This window comes from Burkholderia sp. Bp9031 (genome assembly GCF_003857965.1).
Taxonomy (GTDB): Bacteria; Pseudomonadota; Gammaproteobacteria; order Burkholderiales; family Burkholderiaceae; genus Burkholderia; species Burkholderia ambifaria_A.
In genome coordinates, this window is record NZ_QTPW01000030.1 from 36,323 (window position 1) to 48,798 (window position 12,476).

Sequence of the window (12,476 nt, forward strand, 5' to 3'; positions counted from 1 at the left end):
GGCCGCGAGCCGGCCTATCCTTTCCGAATACCCTTGCCCGGGAGCGCCGCTCCACACCATGAAGACGAGCATGCAACGCAAGCTCGACCAGCTGTCTACCCGGCTGGCCGAACTGAACGACCTGCTGAGCCGCGAAAACGTCACGGCCGACCTCGACCAGTACCGCAAGCTGACGCGCGAACACGCGGAACTCGGCCCGGTCGTCGAGCAGTACGCACTGTGGCGCCAGTCGCGCAGCGACGAGACGGCCGCGCAGGAGTTGCTCTCCGATGCATCGATGCGCGATTTCGCCGAAGACGAGATTCGCAGCGCACGTGAGCGCATGGTCCGCCTCGAAGGCGAGTTGCAGAAGATGCTGCTGCCGAAGGACCCGAACGACGACCGCAACATTTTCCTCGAAATCCGTGCGGGCACCGGCGGCGACGAATCGGCGCTGTTCGCGGGCGACCTGCTGCGCATGTACCTGCGCTTCGCGGAACGCCAGCGCTGGCAGGTCGAGATGATGTCGGAGAGCCCGTCGGATCTCGGTGGCTACAAGGAAGTGATCGTGCGGATTGCGGGCCAGGGCGCGTACTCGCGCCTGAAGTTCGAATCGGGCGGCCATCGCGTGCAGCGCGTGCCGGCAACCGAGACGCAGGGGCGCATCCACACGTCCGCATGCACGGTCGCGGTGATGCCGGAAGCCGACGAGATCGGCGAGGTCGAGATCAATCCGGCCGACCTGCGGATCGACACGTTCCGCGCGTCGGGCGCGGGCGGCCAGCACATCAACAAGACCGATTCGGCCGTGCGCGTCACGCACATCCCGACCGGGATCGTCGTCGAGTGCCAGGACGACCGCTCGCAGCACAAGAACAAGGATCGCGCGCTGAAGGTGCTCGCCGCGCGGATCAAGGACAAGCAGTATCACGAGCAGCACGCTAAGGAAGCGGCGACGCGCAAGAGCCTGATCGGCTCCGGCGACCGCTCGGAGCGGATCCGCACGTACAACTTCCCACAGGGCCGGATGACCGACCACCGGATCAACCTGACGCTGTACCGGCTCGAGGCGCTGATGGACGGCGATCTCGACGAACTGATCGGCGCGCTCGTCAGCGAGCACCAGGCCGAACTGCTCGCGTCGCTCGGCGACACCGACTGAGGCCGCGATGTCCGACACCACCGCCGACGACCTGCTGCGTGCATCGCCGCTCGACCCGGTCGATGCACGCGTGCTGCTCGCGTACGCGCTCGGCTGGACGCGAACGCAACTCATCACGCGCGGCGACGTCCCGCTCGAGCCTGCCACGATCGAGCGCTTCCGCGCCCTCGAAGCGCGCCGCGTGGCCGGCGAGCCGGTCGCGCAGCTCGTCGGGATGCGCGAATTCTTCGGCCGGCCGTTCGACGTGACGCCCGACGTGCTGATTCCGCGCCCCGAAACCGAACTGCTCGTCGAAGCGGCGCTCGATGCGATCGACGGACGGCCGCATCCGGCCGTGCTCGATCTCGGCACCGGCAGCGGCGCGATCGCCGTGTCGATCGCGGCAGAACGGCCTGACGCACGCGTTTGGGCGCTCGACCGTTCGTCGGCCGCGCTCGAAGTCGCGCAGCGCAACGCGGACAAGCTGCTCGACGCGCGCCGCCCCGGCGGCCCGCTGCACTGGCTGCGGAGCGACTGGTACGCCGCGCTCGACCCGGCGCTCGCGTTCGACACGATCGTCAGCAACCCGCCGTACATCGCGCGGCACGATCCGCACCTCGCGCAGGGCGACCTGCGTTTCGAGCCGCGCGGCGCGCTCACCGACGACGCCGACGGCCTGAGCGCGATCCGCACGATCGTCGCAGGCGCCGGCGCCTACCTGAAACCGGGCGGCACGCTCTGGATCGAGCACGGCTACGACCAGGCCGAAGCCGTCCGCGCGCTGCTCGTGTCACGCGGCTTCGTCGCGGTCGAATCGCTCACCGATCTGGCTGCGATCGAACGCACGACAGGCGGCCGCCGGCCCGGCTGATGGCCCGCCCGCCCGGTTGAAATCCGCTATCATTTCGTTCTAACGCCCCGCAAACGCAAGGTCAGTCATGGACACCCAACAACGTATCAAGCAAATCGTCGACGAAAACCAGGTCGTGCTCTTCATGAAGGGCAACGCGCAATTCCCGATGTGCGGCTTCTCGGGCCGCGCCGTGCAGGTGCTGAAAGCCTGCGGCGTCGACCAGTTCAAGACGGTCAACGTGCTCGAGGACGACGAAATCCGTCAGGGCATCAAGGAATTCTCGAACTGGCCGACCATCCCGCAGCTGTACGTGAAGGGCGAATTCATCGGCGGCTCGGACATCATGATGGAGATGTACCAGTCGGGCGAACTGCAGCAACTGTTCGCCGCCGCGTAACGCCCCCTTCCCGATGGCATCTCCCAGCGCGCCGCCACGCCGGCTGATCGTCGCGATCACCGGCGCCACCGGCGCGGTCTACGGCGTGCGGCTGCTTGAATTGCTGCGCGCCGCCGGCGGCGTCGAAACGCATCTGCTGGTTTCGAACGCCGGCTGGCTCAATATCCAGCATGAACTGAAGCTGTCGAAGGCCGAGGTCGAAAGCCGTGCGGATGTCGTGCATTCGGTGCGCGATGTCGGCGCAACGATCGCATCGGGTTCGTTCGCGACTGACGGGATGGTGATCGCACCCTGCTCGATGAAGACGCTCGCGAGCGTCGCACACGGGCTGTCGGACAACCTGATCACGCGCGCAGCCGACGTCACGCTGAAGGAACGCCGCCGTCTCGTGTTGATGGTGCGCGAAACGCCGTTCAACCTCGCGCATCTGCGCAACATGACCGCCGTGACCGAAATGGGCGGCATCGTGTTTCCGCCGCTACCCGCGTTCTACGCAATGCCGAAGACGATCGAGGAACTCGTCGACCAGACCGTCACGCGCGTGCTCGACCTGTTCGCGCTCAGTGCGCCGATGACGCCGCCGTGGGCCGGCATCCGGCCCGCACAGTAAGCTGCCCGACGCGGCGCTTGCGCACCGTTCTTCACGCATCTCCGCCGATTCGGCCGCCTTCCGGCTCGATCGAGCCCATCAGGCCCCGCCTGCTCTCGTGCCTGCGGAATCGGTCACATTATTAACCGGCGGGATTCAATCAAATTCCACTCCGCGGGTTTATCAATGCGTGGTGCGCGCCTATAGTCACATGCAAACCCTTTTTGCCGGCTCCCACCATGAACCGCTTGCCCTCGCTTTACCTGTCCCACGGCGCGCCGACGCTGCCGATCGACCCGACGCTGCCATCCGGCGCATTCACATACCTCGGTGCCGAATTGCCGCGCCCGCGCGCGGTGCTGATGCTGTCCGCGCACTGGGGCACGCAGCAGCCGGTCGCGAGCGTGGCCGCACAGCCGGAAACGATCCATGACTTCCATGGCTTCCCGCGCGCGCTGTACGAGATCCGCTATCCGGCACCCGGCGCGCCCGAGGTCGCCGAACGGGCGGCCACGCTGCTGAACGCAGCCGGCATCGCGACCGCCACGACCGAGCACGGCCTTGACCATGGCGCGTGGGTGCCGATGCTGCTGATGTTTCCGGAGGCGGACGTACCGGTCGCGCAGCTATCGATCCAGCCGCGCGCGGACGCCGCCCATCACTTCGCGCTCGGCCGCGCGCTGCGGCCGCTGCGCGACGAAGGCGTGATGGTGATTGGCTCGGGCCAGATCACGCACAACCTGCGCGAAGCCGATTTCGGTGCGGCGCCCGAGGATGCGGACCCGCGCGTCGCGGAGTTCACCGACTGGTTCGAGGCGAAGCTTGCCGCACGCGATGTGGATGCACTACTCGACTATCGCCGGCAGGCGCCGCACGCGGTACTGATGCACCCGACCGACGAACACCTGCTGCCGGTGTTCACCGCGCTCGGTGCGGCCGACGACGATTACCGGCTGGGCATCCAGTCGCTCGGCACGTATCAACGCGTGCTCGCGATGACGAACTACGTATTCGCGAGCGCGGCCGCCTGAGTCGCGCGGCACAACCGGCGACCACAAACGAAAAGCCCGCCCGAGCATCGCTCGGGCGGGCTTTTTCCTGCACTTTCCGCCACCGCCGATTCCGGTGGCAGATCAGGCGTCAGGCACCGACCCCTTCGAGGATCTCGTCGTGCGACTCGCGCTCGTCGAGATACTTGGTCCGGTAGCCCGTGTTCACGCCCCAGAAGTAGAACACCAGCGAAATCCCCCCAACGATCAGCATGTCCCAGCCGTACGGCAGAAGACCATGACCGCCGAACTCCTTGCTGCCGATCAGCGACAGCACGGCCATCGTCGGCAGGTACGCGACCAGCCACCATGCGGCCTTCAGGTCAGCGCCCCAGCCGGTCCAGCCAGCCTTGGCCTGGAAGAAGAAGTACACCGGCAGCGCGACGATCATCAGCAGGATGATTTCGCCGGTCAGCGGCCACTTCGCCCAGTACAGGATCAGCGACGCGCAGACGAACGCGAACGGTGCGATCAGCTTCATCAGCGGAATCGACAGCGGACGCTCGATGTCGGTCGCCGCGCGGCGCAGCGCCATCAGGCTGATCGGGCCGGTCAGGTACGAGATAACCGTCGCAACCGAGATCACCGCCGCGAGCGAGCTCCAGCCACGGAAGAAGAACAGGAAGATGAACGACACGAGCAGGTTGAACCACATCGCCTGGCGCGGCACACCGTAGATCGGGTGCACGTTGCCGAACATCTTCGGCATCGTGTTGTTGCGCTCCATCGCGTAGATCATCCGGGTGGTCGTCGCCATGTAAGTCGTACCGGTGCCGCTCGGGCTGATGAACGCGTCGACATACAGCAGGATCGCCAGCCAGTTCAGGTTCAGCGCGATCGCGAGTTCCGCGAACGGCGACGAGAAGTTGAAGTGCGCCCAGCCCTTCGCAACGTCGGCCGGATTCACCGAGCCGATGTACGCCATCTGCAGCAGCACGTAGATCACGAGTGCGAGCAGGATCGACGTGATCACCGCGAACGGCACGCTGCGCGACGGATTGCGCGCTTCGCCGGCCAGGTTCACCGGACTCTGGAAGCCGTTGAACGCGAACACGATACCGCTCGTCGAGACCGCGGTCAGCACGGCCGACCAGCCGTACGGCGCGAAGCTCGCGTTCGATGCGGTGCCGAGGTTGTCCGGGTGGAAGCTCGTCAGCATCAGGCCGAGGATGGTGAGGCCGGGGATCAGGAACTTGAAGATCGTGATCGCGGTGTTCGCACGCGCGAAGGCCTTGACACCCCAGTAGTTCAGCATGAAGTAGATGACGACCAGCACGGCCGACAGCAGCAGGCCCGGTGTCGTCAGTTCGCCGTTCACGAACAGCGCATGCGCCCACGGATACGGCCACGTGCTCATGTACTGGATCGACGCTTCCGCCTCGATCGGAATCACCGATACGATCGCGATCCAGTTCGCCCACGCGCTGATGAAGCCCACCAGCGAACCGTGCGAGTAGCGCGCGTAGCGCACCATGCCGCCCGACTCGGGGAACATCGCGCCCAGTTCAGCGTACGTCAGCGCAATCGCGAGAATCACGACCGCACCGATGATCCACGCGCAAATCGCCGCCGGACCGGCGATCTTCGCGGCCTTCCAGGCGCCGAACAGCCAGCCCGAGCCGATAATTGAACCCAGCCCCGTCAACATCAGTGCAAACGGGCCGATGTTCCGTTGAATAGAACTCTTCACATCCTCTCCTGTGTCTCAAAAAGCGTGGTCGGCCCGCGGTCCGGGATCGGCTCGGACAGCAGCGCGCACGCCATTTTGGGGGGACGGATCACCCGATCGGGGCAACCCGTCCACGCGGCGCGTAGTTTAACGGGTTGCACCTGCAAGTTGGCGCCAAAATCATCCAGCCTCTACAAAAAATTCGCGTCATTTGCAAGGTTTGTAAACCTGAACCCCGCAATAACCCTGAGTGAATGGAAATCCGGTTGACCGCGGGAGCGATAAGCCGTATAAACAACGTTGCAGGATTTCAAGCGGCGAGTGAATTGGTTCTTTCGTAGTTCGCCCATCAACGGTACTCCGGTTGGTCCTATTACCCCCTTCCTTGATTTTCCGCACCCATGGGCCTCGGCCCCGTTTTATCTTTTTAGGAACAAGTAACATGGCAACCGGTACCGTCAAGTGGTTCAATGACGCAAAGGGCTTCGGCTTCATCACCCCGGAAGGCGGCGGCGACGATCTGTTCGCGCACTTCTCGGAAATCCGCGTCGAAGGCTTCAAGACGCTGCAAGAAAACCAGAAGGTTGAATTCGAAGTGAAGACGGGCCCGAAGGGTCTGCAAGCTGCGAACATCCGTCCGGTCTAAGTTCGGCGCGATATTTCGTGTAAAAAAGCCCCGCTTCGGCGGGGCTTTTTGTTTTGCGGCGCGCGGATCATGCTGCCGCCGATAATCCGAGCGGCCATCGGCCGTGTTGGATTTTTGCACCCGCTCAGCCGAACAGCCGTTGCGCGTGGATGCCGAGCCCCGTCGCGACACTCGCGAGACGGTCGCCGAACACCGGCTGCGCGTCCGGAAACGCGCCGGCGAGCGCACCCGACAGGAATGCGAGCCCGGTCGAGCCGCCGGTGAAATACAGCGCGCCGACGTCGCGCGGCGCGACGCCCGCAATCCGCACGGTTTCGCGCGCGGCGTCGACGATACGCGCGGTGTCGTCGACGCTCGCACCGACAAGACGTTCGGCGTCGAACGCGATCTGCAGATCCTCTTCCACGTCGTTCAGGTCGATCATCGTCTCCCCGCCCGCCGCAACGCCGATCTTCGCCTCTTCCGCACGCGCCATCAGCGCATGTCCGAGCCGCTGCTCGACCACGCGCGTCAGCCGGTCGTACTGCCGCACGTCCTGGTACAGGTGCTTCATCAGCTTCAGTTCGCCCAGCCGCTTCGGCGTGTAGACCGTGTTGATCAGGTGCCAGGTCGCCAGGTCGAAGTAGATACGGTTCGGCAGTTCGCGCCCTTCGGGATCGAGCGAGCGATATCCGAACGCCGGCAGGATTGCCGCCAGCTCGACGCGGCGGTCGTAATCGGTGCCCGCGACGTGCACGCCGTGGTGCGCGAGCACGTCGTCCTTGCGCTCGAGGCGCGCCATCCGCTCCGGCCCGACACGCACCAGCGAAAAGTCCGACGTACCGCCGCCGATGTCGGCGACTAGCACGAGCCGTTCGGCCGGCTGGCGCGACTCGTAGTCGAACGCGGCCGCGATCGGCTCGTACTGGAAATGCACGTCCGCGAAGCCGACCGACTGCGCGGCCGCTTCGAGCTGATCCTGCGCGAGGCGGTCGGCGCGCGGATCGTCGTCGACGAAGAACACCGGCCGGCCGAGCACCGCGCGGCCGATCGGCGCGCCCGCGCGCGCTTCGGCCTTGCGCTTCAGGTGCGTCAGGAAGCGCGCGATGATCTCCGTGTACGCCATCGCGCTGCCATCGCCGAGATCGGTCGTGGTTTCCGCGAGCGGCGAGCCGAGGATGCTCTTCATCGAGCGCATCAGCCGGCCGTCGAAACCGTCGATATAGGACGCAAGCGCCGCGCGGCCGAATTCGACCGTCTCCTCGTCGTTATTGAAGAAGATCGCGGTGGGGAGCGTCAGGTGGTCGCCCTCGACGGGCGCGAGGCGCATGCCGCCGCCGTCGGGCAGCGCCACGGCGGAATTGGACGTGCCGAAATCGATCGCGCAGTAAGTCATGGGAAGGTGCCGCAGCATGGCCGGCGCGAAAACGGAAAGGACGGGCTTTGTAACATGAAGCCCGCCGGATCACAACCGGGGCCGGCCACCAGTACCGTGCAACCAGCACAGGGCGGCGATCAGGCGCACCTGCGGCGCGCCGGCGACAGGTGCGAACGGGGTGCTCGACGCATCCCCGTCGCGCGCTTGCAGCACGCCGGCAACTGGCGCAGGCAAGGTGCTCGCCCCATGCCTGCCCGCCCGGGGAATCAGGCTGCTGCGTCGAAACCCTTCTTCCAGGCGCCTGCATACACGACCTCGCCGAGCGCATGGCGCGTGCGCGGCGCCTTTTCGCGGTCGCGCAGCACCGGATCGAGCTTGTCGACGTTGCCGTAGTGGCCAAGCGAGATGATTGCCGGAATGGCGACGTCTGCCGGAATCTCGAATGCATCGCGGAACGCCTTCGCGTCGAAACCGCTCATCTGGTGCGCGGCAAGTCCCAGCGCATGCGCCTGCAGTACCAGCGACATCGCGGCCGCGCCCGCGTCGTACAGCGCGGTCGGCGCCGGCTCGCCCTTCGGCGTGAGCGTGTGCGCGGTGACTGCGATCAGCACCGGCGCCGGCGCGTTCCAGCCCTGGTTGAATGGCACCAGCGTCGCGAATGCGCGCTTGAACGCTGCTTCGTCCTGCGCGCGATCGAACACGATGAAGCGCCACGGCTGCGCGTTGTACGCGGACGGTGCCCAGCGCGCGGCTTCGAGCACCGCGTGCAGATCGGCGGCGCCGATCGGCTCGTCCGAATACGCGCGCGGGCTCCAGCGGCCCGCGATCAGGTCGTGAATCGAAACAGTGGTGGGAGCAGGTTTGACGGACATGCGGTTCCTCGCTGACATCGATGAAGGGGCGCGAACGCCCGGCGAACCGCAAGCATAACCGCTTGAGCCGCCACGCGCCCGATCATCCCGCGCAATGCAAATCAGCGATCCTGCATTGATCGGCCGCCCCGCGCACGGGCCGGCCGGAGCGCCGCATTCAGGCCGCCTGCGCAGCCGCGCGAGACGGGCCGCGGTTGATCCGCAGCACGATCAGCGCACCGACGATGCAGAGCCCGCCCGAGATCATCGACGCGATCGTGTAGGTGCCGAGGCTCGCACGCAGCAGCCCCGCGCCGAGCGCCGCGAATGCCGCGCCGAGCTGGTGGCCGGCGACGATCCAGCCGAACACGACCGGCGCCGCGGCCTTGCCGAACACGTCGGTGGCGAGCCGCACGGTCGGCGGCACGGTCGCAATCCAGTCGAGCCCGTAGAACATCGCGAACAGCGGCAGCCCGAAGAAATCGATGCCGAACGCATGCGGCAGGTAGATCAGCGACAGGCCGCGCAGCCCGTAGTACCAGAACAGCAGCACGCGGTTGTCGTAGCGGTCGGACAGCCAGCCCGACAGCGTCGTGCCGAACAGGTCGAACACGCCCATCGCGGCAAGCAGCGACGCGCCCTGCACTTCGGTCATCCCGTAGTCGCTGCACATCGCGATCAGGTGCGTGCCGACATAGCCGTTGGTGCTCGCGCCGCAGATGAAGAAGCTGAAGAACAGCAGCCAGAAATCGCGCGAGCGGCTCGCCGTCAGCAGCGTGCGGAACGCGACCGCGAGCGGATTCTCCTTCGTCGCCGCAGGCGCGGGCGGGGCATCGGCCGGCTCGCCGTACGGGCGCAGCTTCACGTCGGCCGGCCGCTCGGGCAGCAGGAATGCGACCAGCGGAATCACGATCGCGGCAGCCACCGCGACGACCAGCACGACCGGCCGCCAGCCGTGGCGCTGCGCGATCGCCGCGAGCATCGGCAGGAACACGAGCTGGCCGGTGGCCGTGCTCGCGGTCAGGATGCCCATCACGAGGCCGCGCCGCGCATGGAACCAGCGCGTGACGAAGGTCGCGGACAGCGTCAAGGCGACAACGCCGGTCGAACAGCCGACCATCAGGCCCCAGATCACAACCATCTGCCAGCTCTGCGTCATCATCGACGACAGCGCGACGCCCACGCTCATCGTCACCAGCGCGGTCAGGATCGTCGGCCGCAGCCCGAAGCGCTGCATCGCCGCAGCCGCGAACGGGCCCGTCAACCCGTACAGTGCGATGTTCACCGAGATTGCCAGCGAAATCGCCGCGCGGCTCCAGCCGAGCTCACGCTCGAGCGGCACCATCAGCACGCTCGGTGTCGCGCGCGTGCCGGCCGCCGCCAGCAGGATCAGGAAAACCACCGCCGCCGCGAGCCATCCGTAGTGGAAGCGCCCGCCGATTCGTGTCACTGCCCAGTTCATGTTGTCGCTCTCCAGTTGGCGGCCCGGCGCCCGCGTGCCTGCCCCGCCTCACCACCAGGCCACCTCCGCCGCACGCTGCATCGGCTGACCCGGGCCGACACCTGGCATTTGTCTGTCGATCCGGACGGCATTGTTACCGATCGGTCACAAGTGTGTTGCGATCGTAGTGACCAGTCGGTAACATGTCAAGCAATTCATCACGCAGTCGAGGGTCATCATGTCGGGCATCGAGGCCGCCAACAAGGCGCCGGCACGGCGCACGCGCCGGCCGATCGCCGCGGCCGCCGCGCAGGAGCACCTGCTGCGCGCCGCCGAGGAGCTGTTTTACAAGGAAGGGGTGCGCGCGGTCGGTGTCGAGGCGGTCGTGGAACTCGCCGGCGTCAACAAGATGAGCCTGTACCGCCAGTTCTCGTCGAAGGACGAACTGATCCTCGCGTATCTGGAGCGAATGGATGCGTGCTTCTTCGAGCGTTTCGATTCGAGCGTCGCGAAGCACCCGGGCCAGCCGAAAGCGCAGTTGATCCAGTATTTCGTCGATCTCGCGGAGCGCGCGACGCAGAAGGACTATCGCGGCTGCCCGTTCGTCAACGTCGCGGCCGAATTCCCGGATACGTCGCACCCGGCGCGCGAGCGCGTCGCGCAGAACAAGGAACAGTTGATGAAGCGGCTCGTCGCGTTGTGCGAAGGCGCCGGTGCACGGCAGCCGAAAGCGCTCGCCAATGGGCTCGCGCTCGTGATCGAAGGCATCTACGCAGCCAGCCAGACCTACCGGCACGGCGAAACGCCGATCGGCACCGCGCCCGCGCTGGTCACGCAGCTGATCGAAGCCGCCTGTGCGTGACGGGCGGCGCCTGCCCGAACCGGGCGGATCCGCTCCGGCTACAATGCGGCCCTCGCTGTCGCTTTGCCCGATTGCCTCTGCCATGACCGATACCCGCTCCGACTCGCACGACGACATCCTCGCCGCCACGCGGCACTGGCTCGCGCGCGCGGTGATCGGGCTCAATCTGTGCCCGTTCGCGAAGAGCGTCTACGTGAAGGAACAGGTGCGCTATGCGATCAGCGAAGCGACGACGCTCGAGGACGCGCTCGCCGACCTCGAAACCGAACTGCGCGCGCTCGAGGCGGCGGATCCGCAGCAGGTCGACACGACGCTCGTGATCTATCCGCGCGTGTTCGCGGATTTCGTCGACTACAACGATGCGCTGTTCTTCGCCGATCGGCTCGTGCGACAGCTACGGCTCGACGGCGTGCTACAGATCGCGAGCTTCCATCCCGAGTACCGGTTCGAAGGCAGCGAAGCCGACGACATCGAGAACTACACGAACCGCGCACCGTATCCGATCCTGCACCTGCTGCGCGAGGACAGCATCGCGCGCGCGGTCGACGCGTTTCCGGACGCGTCCGCGATCTACGAGAAAAACCAGGAAACGCTGCGCCGCCTCGGCCACGACGGCTGGCGTGAATGGATGCGCCGGCCCGGCGACGACGTCTGACGCGTCGCGCAACGGCCGGCTACCGCGCGGCGGACCCGCCGCGCGTCAGTCGACCTCAATCGGCCTCAATCTGCCTCAGTCCGCAGCAGGCTCGACGGCCGCGCCGGCCGCCGCGGGCGCCGGCACGAAGAAGCGCTCGTTGAGTTCGGCGAGCCCGAACATCCCGAGGATCTCGTTCAGCCGCTCGCCAGGCTTGCGGCGCGGCAGGTTCTTGTACTGCGCGATGATCAGCTCGTTCTTCATCGAATGCTCCCAGCCGACCAGCTCGGTCACGCTGACCTGGTAGCCGTGGGCCTCGAGTTGCAGGCAGCGCAGCACGTTGGTGATCTGGCTGCCGAATTCGCGCGTGTGCAGCGGATGCCGCCACACTTCCGCCAACGCATTCGCGAGCGACTTGCCCTTGTTCTTGCGCAGTACGCCCGCGACTTCCGCCTGGCAGCACGGCACCAGCACGATGTGCTGCGCGCGCTTCGCGAGCGCGAAGCGGATCGCGTCGTCGGTCGCCGTGTCGCATGCATGCAGCGCGGTCACGACATCGACCGTTTCGGGCAGCTTCGGCGACGTGATCGAATCGGCGACCGACAGGTTCAGGAACGACATCCCGCCGAACCCGAGTCGCGCGGCGAGTTCGGTGGAGCGCGTGACGAGCTCCTCGCGCGTCTCGATCCCGTACACGTGCGACGCGAACGCGGGCGTGCCGTGCCCCGGCTGCTGCTTGAAGAACAGGTCGTACAGGATGAAGCCGAGATACGACTTGCCGGCGCCGTGATCGACGAGCGTCACGCCGCCCTTGTCGGCCTGCACGCTCGCGAGCAGCGGCTCGATGAACTGGAACAGGTGATAGACCTGCTTCAGCTTGCGGCGGCTGTCCTGGTTCAGCTTGCCGTCGCGGGTCAGGATGTGCAGTTCCTTCAGCAGCTCGACGGACTGCTCCGGACGGATTTCGTAGGTCTTGTTCGACATCGTGAAACGGCGCCGGGCCACGGT

13 protein-coding genes are annotated in these 12,476 nt (G+C 66.4%); 8 read left to right on the forward strand and 5 right to left on the reverse strand.

Annotated elements, in window-relative coordinates:
* Positions 1 to 58: 58 nt before the first annotated feature.
* The 5 genes from prfA to DIE15_RS29185 all read left to right on the forward strand — a co-directional run bounded on the left by prfA (position 59) and on the right by DIE15_RS29185 (position 3,990).
* Positions 59 to 1,141 (forward strand): peptide chain release factor 1, encoded by a 1,083-nt coding sequence (gene prfA / locus DIE15_RS29165; protein WP_124834957.1) that lies wholly within the window; start codon positions 59 to 61, stop codon positions 1,139 to 1,141.
* 7 nt (positions 1,142 to 1,148) lie between these two features.
* Positions 1,149 to 1,991 carry a peptide chain release factor N(5)-glutamine methyltransferase gene (gene prmC / locus DIE15_RS29170; RefSeq protein WP_124834958.1) on the forward strand — a complete coding sequence of 281 codons (843 nt, stop codon included), beginning with the start codon at positions 1,149 to 1,151 and terminating at the stop codon, positions 1,989 to 1,991.
* Between the two features lie 67 nt (positions 1,992 to 2,058).
* Positions 2,059 to 2,370: a Grx4 family monothiol glutaredoxin gene (grxD, locus tag DIE15_RS29175; protein WP_011883132.1), complete on the forward strand. Its 312-nt coding sequence runs from the start codon at positions 2,059 to 2,061 to the stop codon at positions 2,368 to 2,370.
* 13 nt (positions 2,371 to 2,383) lie between these two features.
* On the forward strand, positions 2,384 to 2,980 hold the full coding sequence (locus DIE15_RS29180) for a UbiX family flavin prenyltransferase (protein WP_057924706.1): 597 nt from the start codon (positions 2,384 to 2,386) through the stop codon (positions 2,978 to 2,980).
* Between the two features lie 218 nt (positions 2,981 to 3,198).
* Positions 3,199 to 3,990: a class III extradiol ring-cleavage dioxygenase gene (locus DIE15_RS29185; protein ID WP_124834959.1), complete on the forward strand. Its 792-nt coding sequence runs from the start codon at positions 3,199 to 3,201 to the stop codon at positions 3,988 to 3,990.
* 109 nt (positions 3,991 to 4,099) lie between these two features.
* Here the strand turns inward: DIE15_RS29185 and DIE15_RS29190 are convergent, their stop codons facing one another.
* Positions 4,100 to 5,698, reverse strand: coding sequence for an APC family permease (locus DIE15_RS29190; protein WP_057924708.1), 1,599 nt, complete (start codon positions 5,696 to 5,698; stop codon positions 4,100 to 4,102).
* Between the two features lie 421 nt (positions 5,699 to 6,119).
* Between DIE15_RS29190 and DIE15_RS29200 the strand changes: the two genes are divergently transcribed.
* The gene (locus DIE15_RS29200) at positions 6,120 to 6,323 is read left to right on the forward strand and encodes a cold-shock protein (RefSeq protein ID WP_006477070.1); all 204 of its coding nucleotides are present in this window, start codon (positions 6,120 to 6,122) and stop codon (positions 6,321 to 6,323) included.
* A gap of 124 nt (positions 6,324 to 6,447) precedes the next feature.
* Here the strand turns inward: DIE15_RS29200 and DIE15_RS29205 are convergent, their stop codons facing one another.
* From DIE15_RS29205 to DIE15_RS29215, 3 genes are all read right to left on the reverse strand, one after another.
* Positions 6,448 to 7,698, reverse strand: a complete 1,251-nt coding sequence (locus DIE15_RS29205; protein WP_057924709.1) for an Hsp70 family protein — start codon at positions 7,696 to 7,698, stop codon at positions 6,448 to 6,450.
* Positions 7,699 to 7,946: 248 nt separating this feature from the next.
* Positions 7,947 to 8,552, reverse strand: coding sequence for a nitroreductase family protein (locus tag DIE15_RS29210; RefSeq protein WP_124834960.1), 606 nt, complete (start codon positions 8,550 to 8,552; stop codon positions 7,947 to 7,949).
* Positions 8,553 to 8,709: 157 nt separating this feature from the next.
* Positions 8,710 to 9,993, reverse strand: coding sequence for an MFS transporter (locus DIE15_RS29215; protein ID WP_057924711.1), 1,284 nt, complete (start codon positions 9,991 to 9,993; stop codon positions 8,710 to 8,712).
* A gap of 217 nt (positions 9,994 to 10,210) precedes the next feature.
* Here DIE15_RS29215 and DIE15_RS29220 point away from each other — a divergent pair, with 217 nt between their 5' ends.
* Positions 10,211 to 10,834, forward strand: coding sequence for a TetR/AcrR family transcriptional regulator (locus tag DIE15_RS29220; RefSeq protein ID WP_057924712.1), 624 nt, complete (start codon positions 10,211 to 10,213; stop codon positions 10,832 to 10,834).
* Between the two features lie 82 nt (positions 10,835 to 10,916).
* Positions 10,917 to 11,489 carry a DUF1415 domain-containing protein gene (locus tag DIE15_RS29225; protein WP_124834961.1) on the forward strand — a complete coding sequence of 191 codons (573 nt, stop codon included), beginning with the start codon at positions 10,917 to 10,919 and terminating at the stop codon, positions 11,487 to 11,489.
* A 75-nt stretch (positions 11,490 to 11,564) separates the two neighbouring features.
* Here DIE15_RS29225 and DIE15_RS29230 read toward each other — a convergent pair whose 3' ends face one another.
* Positions 11,565 to 12,452 carry an SAM-dependent methyltransferase gene (locus tag DIE15_RS29230; protein ID WP_057924714.1) on the reverse strand — a complete coding sequence of 296 codons (888 nt, stop codon included), beginning with the start codon at positions 12,450 to 12,452 and terminating at the stop codon, positions 11,565 to 11,567.
* Between the last annotated feature and the right edge of the window lie 24 nt (positions 12,453 to 12,476).

Excerpts from the sequence above, each read along its gene's own strand:
- prfA (WP_124834957.1), top strand. The coding sequence starts at position 59 with ATGAAGACGAGCATGCAACGCAAGCTCGACCAGCTGTCTACCCGGCTG.
- prmC (WP_124834958.1), top strand. The coding sequence starts at position 1,149 with ATGTCCGACACCACCGCCGACGACCTGCTGCGTGCATCGCCGCTCGAC.
- grxD (WP_011883132.1), top strand. The coding sequence starts at position 2,059 with ATGGACACCCAACAACGTATCAAGCAAATCGTCGACGAAAACCAGGTC.
- DIE15_RS29180 (WP_057924706.1), top strand. The coding sequence starts at position 2,384 with ATGGCATCTCCCAGCGCGCCGCCACGCCGGCTGATCGTCGCGATCACC.
- DIE15_RS29185 (WP_124834959.1), top strand. The coding sequence starts at position 3,199 with ATGAACCGCTTGCCCTCGCTTTACCTGTCCCACGGCGCGCCGACGCTG.
- DIE15_RS29200 (WP_006477070.1), top strand. The coding sequence starts at position 6,120 with ATGGCAACCGGTACCGTCAAGTGGTTCAATGACGCAAAGGGCTTCGGC.
- DIE15_RS29205 (WP_057924709.1), bottom strand. The coding sequence starts at position 7,698 with ATGACTTACTGCGCGATCGATTTCGGCACGTCCAATTCCGCCGTGGCG.
- DIE15_RS29210 (WP_124834960.1), bottom strand. The coding sequence starts at position 8,552 with ATGTCCGTCAAACCTGCTCCCACCACTGTTTCGATTCACGACCTGATC.
- DIE15_RS29215 (WP_057924711.1), bottom strand. The coding sequence starts at position 9,993 with ATGAACTGGGCAGTGACACGAATCGGCGGGCGCTTCCACTACGGATGG.
- DIE15_RS29220 (WP_057924712.1), top strand. The coding sequence starts at position 10,211 with ATGTCGGGCATCGAGGCCGCCAACAAGGCGCCGGCACGGCGCACGCGC.
- DIE15_RS29225 (WP_124834961.1), top strand. The coding sequence starts at position 10,917 with ATGACCGATACCCGCTCCGACTCGCACGACGACATCCTCGCCGCCACG.
- DIE15_RS29230 (WP_057924714.1), bottom strand. The coding sequence starts at position 12,452 with ATGTCGAACAAGACCTACGAAATCCGTCCGGAGCAGTCCGTCGAGCTG.